This is a genomic window from Rahnella inusitata (assembly GCF_965118895.1).
GTDB lineage: Bacteria > Pseudomonadota > Gammaproteobacteria > Enterobacterales > Enterobacteriaceae > Rahnella > Rahnella inusitata_A.
In genome coordinates, this window is the sequence record NZ_CBCPJJ010000004.1 from 68,439 (window position 1) to 85,616 (window position 17,178).

Consider the following 17,178-nt stretch of genomic DNA (forward strand, 5'->3'; position numbering starts at 1 on the left):
CTACGACCTGGTCGATTTTCTCGGCGATATTACGATGGATGCGGCCAAGGCGATGGTGGTTATTGTTGCAGGCATTTTTTTGAATTTTTCTTTAAACGAGTTAGATGACAACGTGGGGTTATCTGTAACTCTAAAACAAGAGTTACGCACGGCACTGGTGGAATATCAAAGAATTAACGAATGGAATTTCCAATACTCGGGTCAGTTACTTAATAGTCGTTTCGGAAGGCAATATTAAAAATGAATAATACTGACTCTATAAAATGGTTATTGTTTAAAGTAGGGGCGGTTTTAGTAATGGTTTTCTCGGTGATTTATATCTATTTTACAGTTTCTTATATGAAAGCATATAATTTTTATTCTCTGATTACATTAGGAGATGTAATTGAATATAATGGCAAGATTATCATTTGTGCTAGCGGTATCCCTATTATTGTTTTGGTGTTCTTTTTTTCGCTACGTCTCCTGCTAAAAAAAGGCGTCGATCCGTTAAAAACCTCCACTAGTTTAGGTCGTATTTGGGGGGGGCTGAGTATGATTTCCATATGTATAGGATTAATTTCCTCTTTTATTATTCCCTTTATCTTAATGGCGTCGCCTTATACCTCATGCAATATAGGAAAACATAGTAGCTATTACGTGATCAACCCGGAGTTGTGCAAAACAATCACCCCGTAACACTGGCAGTCATATGACCATAAGTAGCATTATTATTTAACGGGCGGAGTGAAACCGCCCGTTATTATCTGGGGGCTTATAGAACCTGACTTTCTGTCAGCATTCCCCACACACCTCGCAACGCGGATCTTTCATCAGCTTCATCTCACGAAACTGCATCGTCATAGCATCGAACATCAGCAGTTTTCCGCGCGGAGTGTCACCGAATTTTGTCAGCAGCTTGATGGTTTCCATCGCCTGCAAGCTGCCGATGGTGCCGACCAAAGGTGCCATGACGCCTGCCTCGACGCAGGTCAGCGCATTTTCCCCGAACAACCGGCTGAGGCAGCGATAGCAGGGCTCCTGCGGCTGATAGGTGAAGACGCTGAGCTGACCTTCCATACGAATGGCAGCGCCGGAGACCAGCGGTTTTTTCTGCGCGAAACATTCACTGTTTAGCTGATTTCGCGTCGTGACGTTGTCGGTGCAATCGACCACCACATCACAGGCGGCGATAAGTTCGCTCAGCATGTCGTCATCTGCCTGCGCATTGACCTGATTCAGACGGGTATGCGGATTAATTGCCGCCAGCGCCAGCGCGGCAGATTCCACTTTCGACATACCGATCCGCGCATCGGTGTGCAGCGTCTGGCGTTGCAAATTGGAGAGCGAGACTGTGTCAAAATCCAGCAGCGTCAGTGTGCCGGTGCCGGCAGCGGCCAGATATTGCGCCGCCGCGCAGCCTAATCCGCCCAGCCCGACAATCAGCGCATGGCTGGCTTTCAGCTGTTCCTGGCCATCAAAATCAAACCCCTTCAGGACGATCTGGCGGTTATAACGCAGGGTTTCGGTGTCCGTCAGTTCCGGCAGCGTCGTCATATTCAGCTCCGCAGCAGGGCGTTGAAGGGTTCGATTTCGACGATTTCACCGGCGGTGACATTATCGCGCTCACGTTCAAGCACGATAAAGCAGTTGGCCTGACTGAATGAACTGAAGACGTGCGAACCCTGATGGCCGGTGGTACGTACTTCCAGCTGGCCTTGTGCGTTGGTGCTGAAAATGCCGCGCTGGAAATCGAGACGACCCGCCGACTTTTTCAGTGGCGTGACAGCGACAGCCTGCAAACGCGGCGGAAACTGCCACGCGGTGTGGCCAGACAGCTGTGCAATAAACGGCTGCACCAGCTGATAGAACGTCAGCGCCGCAGAGACCGGATTACCCGGCAGGCCGCAGAACCAGCTGTCTTTCAGCTTGCCGAAGGCGAAGGGTTTGCCTGGCTTCATTGCCAGTTTCCAGAATCCGATTTCGCCCAGCTCGTCGAGCATTTGTTTGGTGTAATCGGCTTCGCCTACTGACACGCCACCGCTGGAAATCACCAAATCGGCAAACGTGTTGGCTTCTTCAAACGCTTTGCGCAGCGCCTGCGGATCGTCGCGAATGATACCCAGATCCAGTACGGTACAGCCCAGCTGTTCCAGCATCAGACGTACCGCAAAACGGTTGGTGTCGTAAATCTGGCCTTCCTGCAGCGACGTTCCGACCGGTTGCAGTTCATCGCCGGTCGAGAACACGGCAACTTTCAACGTTTTCCACACCTGAACCTCGGTCACGCCGAGGGACGCCAGCAGCGGCAGCTCGGCCGCACCCAGCCGCACGCCCTGCGGCAATACGCTGTCGCCCTTTTTGATGTCATCACCTGTCAGGCGAATGTTCTGACCGGAGAAGGGCTGATGAGTAAAACGAACGCCAGCATCCGAGACTTCCGCCTGTTCCTGCATGACAACCGCATCTGCCCCTTCCGGCACAGGTGCGCCGGTCATGATGCGGATACAGGTCCCCGCAGGCCATTCACCATGGAAGGGCGCACCGGCAAAGGCTTTGCCTGAAACCGGTAATACCGCGCCGTCGTGCAAATCGGCACAGCGTACGGCATAACCGTCCATCGCGGAATTATCGAAAGGGGGAACAAAAACCGGCGAAAGCACCGGCGCAGCGGCAATGCGGCCACTGGCGGTATTGAGTGGAACGGATTCGGCGTCCAGTGCTGTTTTTGGCGGAACGTGGCCGCGCATTTTATCCAGCGCTTCCTGAAGTGAGATTAAACCGGCGGTATTGAATTCCATGAAAATTCCTTAGTGATAACGTCCCGGCGGCGCGGGTGATTTCACCGGAGGCCGGGCGGAAAAATAGAGCATGCGCACAGTATGACAGAGAAACGGGACGAACCAAAAATCGCTGCAGGCGTAAAAACTTCACGGGGATTGTCGAAAAATTGAGATCGATCCCAAAATTAACAATGTAACGCAGGTATCATGATTACCGTTATTTGTGACTTCCGTCACACAACTGTCATACAAACAGGAATAACCGGTGCTTAAAAAAAATCGCCATCAGGCCATCCTTCAGCTGGTTGAACAGCATGAAGTGTTACAGGTTAGCGAACTGGCACAATCGCTGGATGTGAGTCTTGAAACCATTCGCCGCGATCTCAGCGAAATGCAGGATCAAGGTTTGATCCTGCGTCGCCACGGACGCGCACGTCGTCTGGTCGCTCAGCCTCAGACATCCTGGCTCAACAGTTTGCAACGCTGCCCTCAGATGTGACCGGGTAGTAAGAATAAAAAAGGGAAGACAATTCAATGTCTTCCCTTTTTTTATTGGGGCAAAAAAGAGTTAAGCTAAATCAGCCAGATGCCGATATGCTTTTATATCCCTACTTTTATGCGTTGCATGGATGCAGCCGGTCGTGTAGTCCTGAATACCGACTTCAGCCATGTATCCCCGAAAATAATGTTGATAACGGCGAGCTGGTATAGCGATGATAAAGAGCCAATTTGGTTGGGTGGATTTTTCCGCCAGCGACCGAAGCAGGGTGCAATATGCACTGAAGCAACTTTCAGAGCCTGGCACCCTTGATGAATTGGGTATTGGCGGTCTGCGTGATGGTTTTGCTGATTTGATGTTTCCCGGATTTTCGACAATTCAGACCCGCGCAAAGTACTTCATAACAGTTCCACGAATTCTCAGAGATTATCTTGCACTCAGTGCGGTAGAAAGGCGTAAGTTGTCCCCTGGTGCGTATCTGAAGGAGCATGAAACCTATGTGGCCGACGCGCTTAAAGCGGCGCATCCAGATGGTGAACAGAAAGGCATTATCGGAGTCACTATGGAGGATGGCCAAACAGTGGCCAGATTACCTTCCTCGGTTTACTGGGTGGGATTACGCACCTGGGGGCTTGTGAATAGCCATGCTTCTCTCAATCAGTTTCTCCATACCTTCACTCCCCAAGATGAATTCTCCGGTAGCCTAAGCCTTGATGAGCCTGACGATGTTGATGCAGGCACAATTATCAATCGCGTCAATATTGATCGTTACATTCCCGACTGGCGCAAGCACTTAACCATAACGCTAACCTCATCTGAATCGGATTTTTTGAGCAATAAACTCAGAACCGGACCCTGCTACAGCTTGCCGAGGCAATTCGAACTGTGTGATTTACGTGCTCAGGCTTTGATCCATACTGATTTTCCTTCTCTTGCGGCCTGGATTGGCAGATGCAAAGTGCTGCCCGCTCATACCCGGGAAACGGTGAAGATGGCGCAGGCATTCAGTGAACTTATTTATGGGGCTCATCTGCGTTTCAACATCGTATTGGCTAAAAAGAATAAGCGAAATGACCTGTTGGAAAGTCTTGAGGAAAAATGGGAGGCCTGGCGTCAGCAACCGCAAGGGGTACCTAATGATATTGATATGTGGATCGCCCGAACCGACGTCCGTCTCCGACACCACACCAGAGTTTTCTTAAAGAAATGGTGTGTTGAAGCGCCCCGCAAAGGCAGCGAAGATTTACTTGACCTCCTGGTTGTGCGGCAGGCTGATGATAATAAGAAAGAGCGATCGGTTCTTCATAAACACCTTCCGGAAAGTTACCAGTGGGTTGGAATTGAGAGACTTAACTATCGCTGGTGGCAGGTGCGCACTATCTTAACGGATATTCAGGAAGGACAATCATGCTGAACCCGGGAAAGGATCGTATCGACTATGGTGAAAAACTGCGTCCTCCTGCCGGATATACACTCAGTTACGCGCTCGCGACGAGTTATTCATTAGAGCTGGATACATTGCTTGCTGTACCGCTGGCGCTGTCATTTAACAGCACGCTGGACGATGCGGAAAAAATTATTGGCGAAAAACTCGTGCTGCTTGAAGGGATTCATCAGTTGAAAGGTCGTATAAAAGTTTTCTTCCAGCAGGGAAATATTAAGCTTCCTGATACATCCAATAAACTTTATTCCCTGCTGGAACATTGTCTGGTACCGATGGTACCAGAGGGTCCTTTCAGCTCATTTCATCCTAAAATCTGGCTACTGAGATTTGTCAATGATGCTAAGGACGTGCAATACCGTCTGATCGTTTTATCGCGAAACCTGACCTTTGATCGCAGCTGGGATTTAGCCTGTACGCTGGAAGGGCGGGATTCTGGCAAAATCACTCAGGAAAATGACGGGTTGATAGCCTTGCTAGGCGATCTCGCACCCTGTGCGAAAGATTTCTCAACAGCTTTCAGACTGTTTAAAAAAGAATTACCCAATGTAATGTGGGATAAACCCACTGGCTTTCAAAGTCTGAAAACTCTGTATGGCAGAAAAGGACAAGTTCCGCTGGAATACGGGCTGGGCACGGACACGGTTTTGGTTATCTCGCCTTTCATTCACCGTGAAGCGCTGGCGATGCTCAAAGAGCGGGGAACCCGGCACTGGTTGTTCAGCCGTGGGGATGAACTGGAACGGATTGGTGAAGAGGATCTGCAAGGATGGGAATGTTTCGCGTTGAATGACCGTCTTATAAACGGTGAAGATGAACTCGAAAAAGCCAAGCAGCAAAATCTGCATGCCAAATTAGTGTTGTTGCAAAATGGCCGCACTTGTCACTGGCATATTGGATCCGCTAACGCGACAAAAGCGGCTCTTGGTGATAGAAAACAGGCCTCGCCGCGTAATACCGAATTCATGTTGCGGATGTCTGGTTCGGCTCAAAACGGCTCCGCTGAAAAGTTGCGCGAAGAATTGGTGGGAACAGAAAAAAAGCCAGCCGGTATTTTCATTCCCTATGTTTTCGGTTCTTATTTGCCGGATGAACAATCCGAGTCAGAAGAGGTGAGCAGAAAACTGTTGCACGCGCTCATTTCGGTTGATTGGAATGTGGTGGCAACCCATGATGGCGATGAACTTTATACCGTTACCGTCAGCTACCCTGACAGTCTCCCTCTTTACTCTGCCACTATCGATGTTCGGCCACTGATCATTGGCCATTCTCAGCCTCTGCAAAACGTCATGGTATGGGAGAGATTGCATCTCACACAAATCAGCGCGTTTCTTATCCTGACCGTCAGTACACCGGAAGGCAACGTAGAACAACGGGTGATCAAAGCGAGTCTGGACATTGACGGAGGTGATGACCGGGAGCAGAAAATATTCTCCAGCATGATCGACAAACCTGGCAAATTGCTGTGGTACATCCAAATGATTTTACAGCCTAATGCCGAAAAAATGGAATGGCTGGCGGCAGAGAAAAATATGCAGCTGTCTGGGGAGGAGGAGACGGCTTTGAGCACTGTTTTTGATGGACCAATCTATGAATCTTTACTTCGCTGCGCCTCACGTCAGCCAGAAAAACTGGCCAGAATAGAGTCGGTTCTCACGCATTCAAGTGCATTAAACGCACAAATGCCGAAAACGTTTAACATGCTCTGGGCTCATTATCGTGCGTTTTTGGGAAATATATAGCGATGAGTGATACAAACTCCTCCCATGGAGAAGCCTGCGGTAAGCTGCAGATTACACTAGAGAGTTTGAAGGATTTTCAGCGTGCTACGGTCTCTCGGATTGTCCAGTTGTTTGATGACCCTGAGCACAGCCACCGCATTCTGGTGGCAGATGAGGTGGGCCTCGGAAAAACAGTGGTAGCCAAAGGTGTCATCGCTTCACTTTTGCTTAAGTGGCGTGAATCACGTCCTTTTCGTGTCGCTTATATTTGCTCTAATCTTGGATTAGCCAACGAAAACCGCAACAAACTGGCAGTATTTAAAGATAAAGCTGATTTGGCTAAATGGGTGCGCGAGCCTTCCTTTTCTCGCCTGGCAGAAGTGGCGTTGTTGCCCAAAAAAGATAATCAGAAGGCGGCGTTGCTGGAGGTCTGTACGCTCACGCCCGGCACCTCATTTACCCTGACATTTGGGGCTGGGAATCGTCGAGAAAGAGCCATTATTTTCACGGCATTAATGCTTCACCCTGTTATTAAACCTTTGCGTGAGCGATTAAGTAACGTATTCCGGCAAAATGTCCAAAATAACTGGGAAGTGGATATCAGCAATGTTGAGTCGTATGAATTCAATATGGATATTGTCAGGGATTTCCATCAGAAATTGCATTTGCCGCTGGCGGGCGCAGAACAGACTCCACTGGATATTCTGAATGAGATTGCCACACAGTCTGGGCGTGCTTACAGCGCAATTCATCACTCTATTTTGCGGGATTTGCGGCAATTATTCACTGCATCCTGTGCAGCCCATTTACAAGCCGATTTATTTATTCTTGATGAGTTTCAGCGATTTGAAAGTCTGCTTGATCCCTCAGTGGAAAATGAGCAGGCGGTTATCGCCCAACAGGTTTTTGCGAAAACGCAGGGGCAAAAAATTTTGCTGCTTTCTGCCACACCGTTTAGGGCAATGAGCACAATTTCTGAGGATGAAAAGGACGACGGGCATCTGACCAAACTGCGGAAGCTCCTTGAGTTCCTCAATCTTTCCCCGCTGTATGACTACGAACCCGCAAGAAAATTACTCCAGTCAGAATTGCTGCGTCTTGGGTTCAAAGAGACCCGCGTTGAGGAACTTCAGGAGGCACCACGTCAGGCTGTAGAATGCCTTCTGCGCCCGCTGATTTCGCGTACCGAACGCAGTCAGATTGCAAAAGATGTTGATGGGTTAATCCGGGATTTACCGCTCGAATGTACTACAGAGCTTTGCGCGGATGACATCCGTTCATTCATTGAATTGGATCAGTTAGGACTATTGCTTCAAAAAAACGGGGCGCACGGCGTTTCGCGACAAATCCTCGATTTTTATAAATCTGCGGCCTGGCCGCTCTCGTTCAGCACCGGATACAGCTTGCAGGAGACGCTGAAAAAACAACTCGAAAAAAACACTGACGTTACTTCTCAACTGCGCAAAAGCAAGAATCTTTGGCTGCCGACCAAAAAGATTAAAAACTTTGAGCTTAACCTGGCAAAAGATGCACCCAATCCCAAAGTACGTGCCCTGGTGAAGCATTTATTTGGCGACAGTAAAAGAAGCGGCACGGAAATGTTGCTATGGATGCCTCCTTCCAGGCCTCATTATCCATTATCTGGCTATTTCGCAGGGCATGAAAACTTCACCAAAAGTTTGCTTTTCTCTGCGTGGGCGATGGTGCCGAGGATGCTGAGTGGCTTACTCAGTTATGAATCGGAACGACGCGTGCTGGGAAGACGCAGAGGCCCTGAAAATTATTTCTCGCAAACCGCTAATTCCGGACCAGATTCAATGGGGCAACTGATCAAACTCGATAAGGGTGATCTGGCCAATTGGTCTTTGTTATATCCGGCTAAAGTTCTTATTGATTTTCCGCCGGAGAATGGAAAAGCTTCGCTTGAACAAATTATAAATACGCGAACTGAATATTTTCAGAATTTACTTGCTCCTTTGAAGGGAAATCACGAAGGAGGTCGCAACCGGAATCATTGGTATTTGTTTGCCCCGATGCTGCTCGACCAGAGGTCTGCACCCGGTATGTATCAACAATGGATTGAGCAGATGAAATCCATTCCAAAGCTTTCAGAGGGTATGTGTAGTCGTCTTGATGAGATTGAAGGAAAGTTTGGGCGTCTCGATGAACTCGGTGAAATGCCGGATGGTCTGCCGGACTATCTCGCCCGATTATCCGTTGGTTCTCCAGCTGTCTGTGCTTACCGTGCCTTAATGCAGTACTACCCTGAGGAAAACGCGGGAAATCATGCAGGCCGACTCGCGCTGGCCTTTATCAGCTTGTTCAACAGCGTGACAGGCAGTGCTGTGGTCAGAAGAATGCGCAATAAGCAACACTGGCGCAGTGTGGTTGATTATTGCGCGCAGGGCGGAATAGAGGCGATGCTGGAAGAATATTTCTACATGCTTTTTCCCGCATCTAAAAGTATTGATGACATGGTAAAGATTGCCGAATCAGTATTACGGCCTTCCCATTCAAATGTGAAAGTATGGAAGCCAGGCAAAAGAGAAAATAATATAAACCTGCGCTGCCATTATTCTGTTCCCTTAGGAACGCAAAAATCTAGTGATGAAGCCGGGCAGGTGCGGGTCATTAATATTCGTGAGGGCTTCAATTCTCCTTTTCGGCCCTTTATTCTGACATCGACGTCTATCGGGCAGGAGGGGCTTGATTTTCATTGGTATTGCAGTGAGGTAATTCACTGGAATCTGCCGAACAACCCAATTGATTTGGAACAACGTGAAGGCCGCGTGAACCGCTACCAGTCGTTGGTGATCAGACGGCGACTGGTACAGGCGATGTCTAAACAAACTGAGAAGCCAGCTTCCTGGTTCGCAATGTTTGCTCAGGCAGAAAAAAAGTCGACGCGAACCGATCTTGTGCCTTACTGGCACTATCCTGAGGGGGATGCACAAATTAATCGCGTGGTTCCGCGACTGGAGTTAAGTTACGAACATCAGCGTTATCCGCAAATGTTGAAAATCCTTTCACTTTACCGTCTGGCATTTGGTCAGCCAGGGCAAAGCGAACTGCTTGAACATCTGAGAAAGCTTAAGCTTGGGAATGAGGCTCTTGAAACGCTAAAAAACCGGCTGATGATTCAGTTGGCTCCAGTACTGTATGCATCTGAAATCCAGACGGAGCAGGAGACTGAGCAATGAGAGAAGGGAAGACAATTCAATGTCTTCCCTTTTTTATGCATCAAATCAGACTGACTAATGTGCCGGTTGTTGCTCCAGTGCTTCGGCCTTGCTGTTTACTGAGGCGAAAATCAGCGCGACTAGCAGGAAGACGTAGGCGATGGTCGCGGTGTTGAGCGCCCAGAACAGGCCATATCTGCTGTACACCAGAGACGACAGTGTCGAGAAAATTAGCGTACCGATTGTGCCAATGGTCAGCAGTGCGGAGGTCAGCGTTGGCGGTGAGTTTTTCACTTGCAGGCTGCCGTAGCTCATGATGCCGGAGAACAAACCGGAGTTGCAGAAGCCGAACAGACCCGCGCAAATCAGAATCAGTGTGCTATTTCCACTGTTGGCGGCAGTCGCCAGGCAGGCCAGCCCGACCACGGCGGAGAGCAACAGGTAAGTGCGTAGTTTGACGAACCGCACGGTGAACTGGTTCACAAACAGGCCAATAGATTTCACCGTCCAATAGGTGGTGATGTAAAACGCCGCGCGATCCGCCGCCATACCAAAATGCTCTTTCAGCCAGCTCGGCAGCCACATGGTGAAAATCGGCTCAGCCAGCAGGAAGGCAAACAGTGCAAAGCACAGAACCCATACCGACATTCCCCAGTTTTGCTGTTCGCTTTTCGCCACGGAGCGGGTCACCGCCGCCTGCGGAATCGACGGGAATTTCTGCCCGACGCACAGCACAATCATCGCCAGACTCAACACCGCCATCACGCCGTACATGGCCAGCCAGCTTGCGCCGTGCTGGAACAGATAGCCCAGCAGCAGGGATAACACCACACCGGCCAGCGCAAAGAAAAAGTCGGTGAGGATTAAGTTCGCCGAGCGTTTCTTCGGGTCTTCATTAATCCGCACCACCAGATAGCTGCCGATGGACATCATGATGCCCGACGCTGCGCCAATCAGAAAAACGCCGATGCCGAACATGGTGATGGTCGGCACCAGAAACAGCGCGATACAGGTCAGCACGGAAACCGCCGACCCGGTGATCAATTGCTTACCCAGATTAAACCGGCGCATCAGTACGCCGCTGACCATGATCGGCAGGAACAGACCGATATTCATTAGCGTAAACATCTGGCCGATAAAGGCCGGATCTTTGCCAAACGCCTGGGAAACCGGGCCAATAACAATGCCGAGCGTGGAAACCAGCGCACCGGTAAAGAAGTAACTGAGCCAGGAGATCATGTTGATCCGCCGGCGGTTGAAGGTCTGTTCCATAGCCATTCCTTATTTTGCGGTCGCGGACAGGTCAGCGAAGAAGGCGCGGATCAGGCGGGTGAAATCGCCCACGGCCAGTTTGGCGCAGCTCAGGGTTTGTTCGTGTGAAAGCGGCGTATCGGAAAGGCCTTCGGCGAAGTTGGTCATGGCGGACACTGCCAGCACTTTCAGGCCGCAGTGACGGGCAGAGATCACTTCCGGCACGATGGACATCCCGACCACGTCGCAACCCAAGGTTTGCATCATGCGGATTTCCGCCGGAGTTTCGAAGTTAGGGCCGGTATAGGCGGCGAATACGCCTTCGGCGACGTCGATGTCCAGCGTGCTGGCCACCGCGTGAAGTCGGGCGCGAAGATCTTTGTCATAGGCGTTAGCCAGGCTAAAGAAGCGCGGCCCGAAGCGGTCATCGTTCGGGCCCGCCAGCGGGGATTCCGGCATAAAGCTGACGTGGTCGGTGAGAGCGACTAAACGGCCCGGAGCCACTTCTTTACGCATTGAACCGGCGGCGTTGGTGGCCAGCAGGAATTCACAACCGAGCAGTTTGAAAGTGCGCACGGCGCTGGTCATCACCGACATGCCGTGGCCTTCATACATGTGGCCACGACCTTTCATACACATCACCGGAACACCTTCCAGTGTCCCCAGTACCAGCTCACCGGCGTGGCCGACCACGCTGCTCTGCGGGAAGCCCGGCAGTTCGCTGTAGGGAATGGCGATGGCATCGGTCATGTCATCACACAAAGTGCCGAGGCCGGAGCCTAAAATCAGCGCGGCCTTTGGAATAAAGCCGGGGGCGCGCTGGCGGATAATTGCTGCACAGTCGAAAGCGTTGTTATTGAGCATGATCACTTCTCTCATTTTTCACAGTAGGTAGGAGTTACCGGCAATGCTAGGGTGAGCGGCCTTTCAGGTCTAATACCGTTGATGGCCGGGATTTATAGTCAAAACCTATAAATCTAATGAGCTAATATTTAAGGATAAATGAATGTTCCGGAGACATGCATGACGCGACCCTTTACCGATTCGGTGTTCGATCTCGGCCAGATCAACCTGCGGCTTTTGCACTATTTTCGCGTTGTGGGGGAAGAGCTGAGTTTCAGCAAAGCGGCGGTGCGCCTGAATATGTCGCAGCCGCCCCTCAGCCTGCACATCAAAGAGCTGGAAGTGATGCTCGGTACGCCGTTATTTTTGCGCACCACGCGGTCGGTTTCCCTGACGCCTGCCGGTGCGGCGCTGATGCGCGAAGCCGGGCTGATGCTCGACAGCATCAACCGCTCCCTGCATCAGGTGCGAAAAATCGGGCGCGGGGAAGTGGGGCATATTCAGTTTGGCACGGTCGGCACTGCCGCCTGGGGGCCTCTGATCCCTGCGCTTAACCGCTTTGGGCAGACCGCGCCGGAAATCAGTTGGTCAATTACCGAGCTGACGCCGGTGCAGCAAATCGACGCGCTGCAACTGCAAAGGATTGATATCGGTATCTGGCGCGAAGCCAAAGTGACGCTGCCGCAGGGGTTATCGAGCAAACTGATGGGGCGGGAAAACGTCGCGCTGGCGATCTCAGAGCAGCATCCGCTGGCGGCGAAAAACAGCGTCGGGCTGGAGGAACTGGCGCATGAGGATTTTATTCTGATGCCGATGAACAGCTCGAGCCTCGGCGGTTATCTCTATTCGATGTGTCGTCAGCACGGCTTTCTGCCGCTGGTCAAACATCAGGTGAATGAACCACAAACCGCGTTGGCACTGGTGGCGAACGGTTATGGCATCACGCTGCTGCCGGAAAGTTATGCGCGGATCCACTGGCCGGGGGTGCGTTTTTGCGCGCTAAGTGAAAGGTTGCCGGTGGATCTGTACGCGATGTATCAGGCGGATTCGATAACACCGGCGGCGGCTCGTTTTCTGGATTCACTGGACGGGGAAGGCTGAAGTAGCAGGGCCGAAGCCCTGCTGTAATCGTTGAGTTTAGTGTGCGGAAACTTCGTGGTTAATCTTCTCGGCCTTACTTTTCAGGCTGGCGAAAATCACCATCAGCACCAGCAACGCGTAGGAAATGGTCGCGATGTTCAGCGCCCAGAACAGACCGTACTTGTTGTAGATGAAAGAAGAGAACGACGCGAAAATCAGCGTGCCGACGGAGCTGGTGGTCAGCAGTGCGGAAGTCAGCGTTGGCGGTGAGTTTTTCACTTGCAGACTGCCGTAGCTCATCAGTCCGGAGAACATGCCGGAGTTGCAGAAACCGAACAGACCGACCGCAATCAGTACCAGCAGCTCGGAGTTGCTGGTGGTCAGCACGCTCAGGCTGGCCATACCCACTACCACGGACACCAGCAGGAAGGTGCGCAGTTTCACAAAACGGACGGTGAACTGGTTGAGGAACAGGCCAATCGCTTTCACCATCCAGTAAGTGGTGATGTAAATCGCGGCACGGTCAGTTTCCATGCCGAAATGTTCATGCAGCCAGCTTGGCATCCACAGTGTGAAGACCAGTTCAGTAAACACGAACGCGAACAGTGCGATACACAGGAAGAACACTGCAATTCCCCATTTCTCCTGCGCGACGTTGCTGTTTTTCTCGGTTTTCACCGGCTGAACCACGGTCGGGAATTTCTGGCCTGCGCACAGCAGGATCATCATCAGGGCCAGTACGCCCATGATGCCGTACATTGCCAGCCAGCTTGCGCCATGCTTGAACAGGAAGCCCAGCACCAGTGAGAGCGTCATACCGGACAGCGCGAAGAAGAAGTCGGTGAAAATCAGGTTCGCCGAACGCTTTTTCGGATCGTCATTGATGCGCACCACCAGATAACTGCCAATGGACATCATCAGGCCGGCCGTTGCGCCAATCAGGAACACGCCGACGCCAAACAGCGTGATAGACGGAACGATAAACAGCGCGATACACACCAGCACGGAAATGAAGGAGCCGGTCATCAGCTGTTTGCCCAGATCAAACTTACGCATCAGGATGCCGCTGACCATTATTGGCAGGAATAAACCGATGTTCATTAAGGAGAACATTTGCCCGATGAAACCCGGATCTTTGTTGAATGCGGTTGCCACTGGCCCGATAACGATACCGAGAGTGGAAACCAGTCCACCGGTAAAGAAGTAACTGAGCCAGGAGATCACATTGATCCGACGGCGGTTATAAACAGTTTCCATCACTGATTTCCTAAAAATAAAAAATATAAAAAGGCCGCAGGAAGCTTAGCCAGAGGTGCTTTTATCCACGGTTAGGACGTTTATTATTCCCGTTCTTTAGTCATTTGTCTTGGATGTTTATTCGATCCCCTTATTTAATTTTCTCAAACAATCTAAGCAATTAGCGCTGTATCGGTGGTTTTACATTTCTGCTTTACATACTGTAGCGGGCTAAATATAGTCAAAAACAGGTCCGCATTTCTCTTTACATAAATACAACAACACAGGGTGCAGTGCTAATGAGTTCTTCTACTGATAATTCAGCGGCTTCCGTTTCGAACAAGAAGCGCCCGGTCATTGCGATTCATGGCGGCGCTGGCGCGATTACCCGTGCGTCGATGAGTGCCGAAAAAGAACAACATTATTTAGCCGAGCTGGAACGCATTGTGTCCGGCGGGCAGGCCATTCTTGCCGCAGGGGGCAGCGCGCTGGATGCGGTGACAGAAGCGGTGCGATTGCTGGAAGAATGCCCGCTGTTTAACGCCGGAAAGGGCGCTGTTTTTACCCATCAGGGCACCCACGAATTAGATGCCTGCATTATGGATGGCCGCACACTGGACGCCGGTGCCATCAGCTGCGTCAACCATATCCGCAACCCGATCCTCACCGCCCGCAAGGTGCTTGAAGTCAGCCCGCACGTGATGTTTACCGGCGCAGGTGCAGAAGCCTTCGCCCGCCAACAGGGGCAGGAAATGGTCGGGGCGGAATACTTCTTTACGCAGGAGCGTTACGACCAGCTGCAGCGAGCCATTGCCGCCGACAGTGGCGTGCTGCTCGATCACGACGGCGCATCGCAAAGCGCTGATCCGCTTGATCCCGAACGTAAATTTGGCACCGTCGGTGCCGTGGCGATGGACGCACTGGGCAATCTGGCGGCGGCGACATCCACCGGCGGTATGACCAACAAACAGGCCGGACGCGTCGGGGATTCCCCCATCATCGGTGCAGGCTGCTATGCCAGCAACAACACGGTGGCGATTTCCAGCACCGGTACCGGCGAAGTATTTATGCGCACGGTGGCGGCCTATGACGTGGCGGCGCTGATCGAATACGCCGGTTTAACGCTGGAAGAAGCAACCCACAAAGTCGTGCAGGAAAAGCTGCTGCCGCTCGGTGGGATTGGCGGAATGATTGCCATCGATCGCTTTGGTAACGTGGCGCTGCCGTTTAACAGCGAAGGCATGTACCGTGGATTTGCACGCGTTGGCGATGCCCCCAGCGTCAGTATCTACCGTTCATGAATAATGCCATGAATCCCTCTCTTATCCTCCCGCCCGAGCGCGTTCTGGCGGTAACTAACCTCAGCGTGCAGTTCAGGCATGAGGGACAGGTGATCCCGGCAGTCAATAATCTGAGTTTTCAGGTGCGACGCGGCGAAACGCTGGCGATCGTTGGCGAATCGGGTTCGGGTAAATCGGTGACGTCGCTGGCGCTGATGCGTCTGGTTGAGCAGGGCGGTGGCCTGATTTCGCAGGGTGACATGCAGTTTCGTCGCCGTAACGGTGAAGTGGTTGAACTGCTGGCCGCCTCGCAGTCGCAGATGCGCAGCCTGCGCGGTGCCGATATGGCGATGATTTTTCAGGAACCGATGACTTCACTCAATCCGGTGTTTCCGGTGGGTGAGCAAATCGCCGAGTCTATTCGTCTGCATCAGGGCAAAGATCACCGCGCCGCCCGTGCGGAAGCGTTGCGGATGCTGGATTTGGTGCGCATCCCCGAAGCCAAAAATATCCTCGACAGTTTTCCCCATCAGCTTTCCGGCGGCATGCGCCAGCGCGTGATGATTGCGATGGCGCTTTCTTGTAAACCAGCGCTGCTGATTGCCGATGAACCCACTACCGCGCTGGATGTGACCATTCAGGCGCAAATCCTGCAGCTTATCCGCGTGCTACAAAAAGAGATGCAGATGGGGGTGATTTTTATCACTCACGACATGGGCGTGGTGGCTGAAATCGCCGACCGCGTGCTGGTGATGCACCAGGGTAATAGTGTGGAAACCGGTGACGTGGCGTCGATTTTTCATTCACCGCAACAGCCTTACACGCAGGCGCTGCTGGCCGCCGTGCCGAAACTCGGTTCGATGAAAGGCAAACCGCTGCCTGCGCGTTTTCCACTGCCCGAACAGCCTGAAAGCGATCCGCAACTGGTGCAAAACACCCTGACCCCCGGCGCGCCGCCCATTTTGCAGGTGAAAGATCTGGTCACCCGGTTTGATCTGCGCAGCGGCATTTTCAACCGTGTTACCCGACGCATTCACGCGGTGGAGAAAGTCAGCTTTGATTTACATCCCGGCGAAACGCTGGCGCTGGTCGGTGAATCCGGCTGCGGAAAATCCACCACCGGCCGCTCGTTGCTCAAGCTGGTGAAGAGTCAGGGCGGGACGATCACCTTTAACGGCCAGCCGCTGACCGACATGAGCGGCAGTGCGCTGCAACATCTGCGCCGTGATATTCAGTTCATTTTCCAGGATCCCTACGCTTCGCTCGATCCGCGCCTGACGGTGGGGTATTCGATCATGGAGCCACTGCTGGTGCATAAAATCGCTAAAGGCAAAGAGGCGGAAGACCGCGTGGCGTGGCTGCTGGAAAAGGTCGGGCTGCTGCCGGAACACGCGCAGCGTTATCCGCACGAGTTTTCCGGCGGGCAGCGGCAGCGAATTTGTATCGCCCGTGCGCTGGCGCTTAATCCTAAAGTGGTGATTGCCGACGAATCAGTCTCGGCGCTCGATGTGTCGATTCAGGCACAAATCATTAATTTACTCATGGATTTGCAGAAAGAATTTGGTCTGGCATTTCTGTTTATTTCGCACGACATGGCCGTGGTGGAGCGTATCAGCCATCGTGTGGCGGTGATGTATCTCGGGCAGATCGTGGAAATCGGTCCGCGTCGCGCGGTGTTTGAAAATCCACAGCACGCCTACACCCGCAAACTGATGGCGGCGGTGCCGGTGGCCGATCCGGCGCATAAGCGAAAAGAGCAGGCGCTGCTGGTCGATGAAATCCCAAGCCCGATCCACGATTTAAACGATGAACCGCGCGTGGCTCCGCTGGTACAAGTGGCGGAAGGGCATTTTGTGGCACGGCACGCCATTGCGGGTGTGTACTGA

General features: G+C 52.0%; 14 protein-coding genes. 9 read left to right on the forward strand and 5 right to left on the reverse strand.

The features are described 5' to 3' along the window. The first annotated feature begins 34 nt into the window (after positions 1–34). Both ACMHLI_RS04140 and ACMHLI_RS04145 read left to right on the forward strand, forming a co-directional pair. Positions 35–238 (forward strand): hypothetical protein, encoded by a 204-nt coding sequence (locus ACMHLI_RS04140; protein WP_413528371.1) that lies wholly within the window; start codon positions 35–37, stop codon positions 236–238. A 2-nt stretch (positions 239–240) separates the two neighbouring features. Beyond that, positions 241–678 carry a hypothetical protein gene (locus ACMHLI_RS04145; protein WP_413528372.1) on the forward strand — a complete coding sequence of 146 codons (438 nt, stop codon included), beginning with the start codon at positions 241–243 and terminating at the stop codon, positions 676–678. A 96-nt stretch (positions 679–774) separates the two neighbouring features. Here the strand turns inward: ACMHLI_RS04145 and moeB are convergent, their stop codons facing one another. Continuing rightward, positions 775–1,536: a molybdopterin-synthase adenylyltransferase MoeB gene (gene moeB, locus ACMHLI_RS04150; RefSeq protein ID WP_413528373.1), complete on the reverse strand. Its 762-nt coding sequence runs from the start codon at positions 1,534–1,536 to the stop codon at positions 775–777. Positions 1,537–1,538: 2 nt separating this feature from the next. Further along, positions 1,539–2,780 carry a molybdopterin molybdotransferase MoeA gene (moeA, locus tag ACMHLI_RS04155; protein ID WP_413528374.1) on the reverse strand — a complete coding sequence of 414 codons (1,242 nt, stop codon included), beginning with the start codon at positions 2,778–2,780 and terminating at the stop codon, positions 1,539–1,541. A gap of 247 nt (positions 2,781–3,027) precedes the next feature. Between moeA and ACMHLI_RS04160 the strand changes: the two genes are divergently transcribed. The 4 genes from ACMHLI_RS04160 (at position 3,028) to ACMHLI_RS04175 (ending at position 9,623) form a co-directional block, all read left to right on the forward strand. Then, a complete protein-coding gene (locus ACMHLI_RS04160; RefSeq protein ID WP_413528375.1) occupies positions 3,028–3,261 on the forward strand; it encodes a DeoR family transcriptional regulator in 234 nt (77 codons plus the stop codon). A gap of 214 nt (positions 3,262–3,475) precedes the next feature. Then, complete coding sequence (locus ACMHLI_RS04165) at positions 3,476–4,675, forward strand: DUF6361 family protein (protein ID WP_413528376.1); 1,200 nt, start codon at positions 3,476–3,478, stop codon at positions 4,673–4,675. Further along, complete coding sequence (locus ACMHLI_RS04170) at positions 4,669–6,444, forward strand: phospholipase D family protein (RefSeq protein ID WP_413528377.1); 1,776 nt, start codon at positions 4,669–4,671, stop codon at positions 6,442–6,444. Before ACMHLI_RS04165 ends, ACMHLI_RS04170 begins: the two co-directional genes overlap by 7 nt. A 2-nt stretch (positions 6,445–6,446) precedes the next feature. Then, entirely contained in the window at positions 6,447–9,623 is a 3,177-nt protein-coding gene (locus ACMHLI_RS04175) for a DEAD/DEAH box helicase (RefSeq protein ID WP_413528378.1), read from the forward strand. A 54-nt stretch (positions 9,624–9,677) separates the two neighbouring features. Here the strand turns inward: ACMHLI_RS04175 and tsgA (ACMHLI_RS04180) are convergent, their stop codons facing one another. Both tsgA (ACMHLI_RS04180) and xapA read right to left on the reverse strand, forming a co-directional pair. Beyond that, positions 9,678–10,874 (reverse strand): MFS transporter TsgA, encoded by a 1,197-nt coding sequence (tsgA, locus tag ACMHLI_RS04180; protein WP_413528379.1) that lies wholly within the window; start codon positions 10,872–10,874, stop codon positions 9,678–9,680. A gap of 9 nt (positions 10,875–10,883) precedes the next feature. Further along, positions 10,884–11,717 carry a xanthosine phosphorylase gene (xapA, locus tag ACMHLI_RS04185; protein WP_413528380.1) on the reverse strand — a complete coding sequence of 278 codons (834 nt, stop codon included), beginning with the start codon at positions 11,715–11,717 and terminating at the stop codon, positions 10,884–10,886. A gap of 159 nt (positions 11,718–11,876) precedes the next feature. Here xapA and ACMHLI_RS04190 point away from each other — a divergent pair, with 159 nt between their 5' ends. Then, positions 11,877–12,797 carry a LysR family transcriptional regulator gene (locus ACMHLI_RS04190; protein WP_413528381.1) on the forward strand — a complete coding sequence of 307 codons (921 nt, stop codon included), beginning with the start codon at positions 11,877–11,879 and terminating at the stop codon, positions 12,795–12,797. Between the two features lie 36 nt (positions 12,798–12,833). On the opposite strand, the gene tsgA (ACMHLI_RS04195) is transcribed toward ACMHLI_RS04190, so the two are convergent. Further along, the gene (tsgA, locus tag ACMHLI_RS04195) at positions 12,834–14,033 is read right to left on the reverse strand and encodes an MFS transporter TsgA (protein ID WP_413528382.1); all 1,200 of its coding nucleotides are present in this window, start codon (positions 14,031–14,033) and stop codon (positions 12,834–12,836) included. Between the two features lie 278 nt (positions 14,034–14,311). Here tsgA (ACMHLI_RS04195) and ACMHLI_RS04200 point away from each other — a divergent pair, with 278 nt between their 5' ends. Together ACMHLI_RS04200 and gsiA are read left to right on the forward strand one after the other, a co-directional pair. Then, on the forward strand, positions 14,312–15,313 hold the full coding sequence (locus ACMHLI_RS04200; protein ID WP_413528383.1) for an isoaspartyl peptidase/L-asparaginase family protein: 1,002 nt from the start codon (positions 14,312–14,314) through the stop codon (positions 15,311–15,313). Beyond that, positions 15,310–17,178, forward strand: a complete 1,869-nt coding sequence (gene gsiA / locus ACMHLI_RS04205; RefSeq protein WP_413528384.1) for a glutathione ABC transporter ATP-binding protein GsiA — start codon at positions 15,310–15,312, stop codon at positions 17,176–17,178. The genes ACMHLI_RS04200 and gsiA overlap by 4 nt, the downstream gene beginning before the upstream one ends.

Coding starts and splice junctions, on each gene's coding strand:
- ACMHLI_RS04140 (WP_413528371.1), top strand. CDS start 35: ATGGATGCGGCCAAGGCGATGGTGGTTATTGTTGCAGGCATTTTTTTG.
- ACMHLI_RS04145 (WP_413528372.1), top strand. CDS start 241: ATGAATAATACTGACTCTATAAAATGGTTATTGTTTAAAGTAGGGGCG.
- moeB (WP_413528373.1), bottom strand. CDS start 1,536: ATGACGACGCTGCCGGAACTGACGGACACCGAAACCCTGCGTTATAAC.
- moeA (WP_413528374.1), bottom strand. CDS start 2,780: ATGGAATTCAATACCGCCGGTTTAATCTCACTTCAGGAAGCGCTGGAT.
- ACMHLI_RS04165 (WP_413528376.1), top strand. CDS start 3,476: ATGATAAAGAGCCAATTTGGTTGGGTGGATTTTTCCGCCAGCGACCGA.
- ACMHLI_RS04170 (WP_413528377.1), top strand. CDS start 4,669: ATGCTGAACCCGGGAAAGGATCGTATCGACTATGGTGAAAAACTGCGT.
- ACMHLI_RS04175 (WP_413528378.1), top strand. CDS start 6,447: ATGAGTGATACAAACTCCTCCCATGGAGAAGCCTGCGGTAAGCTGCAG.
- tsgA (WP_413528379.1), bottom strand. CDS start 10,874: ATGGAACAGACCTTCAACCGCCGGCGGATCAACATGATCTCCTGGCTC.
- xapA (WP_413528380.1), bottom strand. CDS start 11,717: ATGCTCAATAACAACGCTTTCGACTGTGCAGCAATTATCCGCCAGCGC.
- ACMHLI_RS04190 (WP_413528381.1), top strand. CDS start 11,877: ATGACGCGACCCTTTACCGATTCGGTGTTCGATCTCGGCCAGATCAAC.
- tsgA (WP_413528382.1), bottom strand. CDS start 14,033: ATGGAAACTGTTTATAACCGCCGTCGGATCAATGTGATCTCCTGGCTC.
- ACMHLI_RS04200 (WP_413528383.1), top strand. CDS start 14,312: ATGAGTTCTTCTACTGATAATTCAGCGGCTTCCGTTTCGAACAAGAAG.
- gsiA (WP_413528384.1), top strand. CDS start 15,310: ATGAATAATGCCATGAATCCCTCTCTTATCCTCCCGCCCGAGCGCGTT.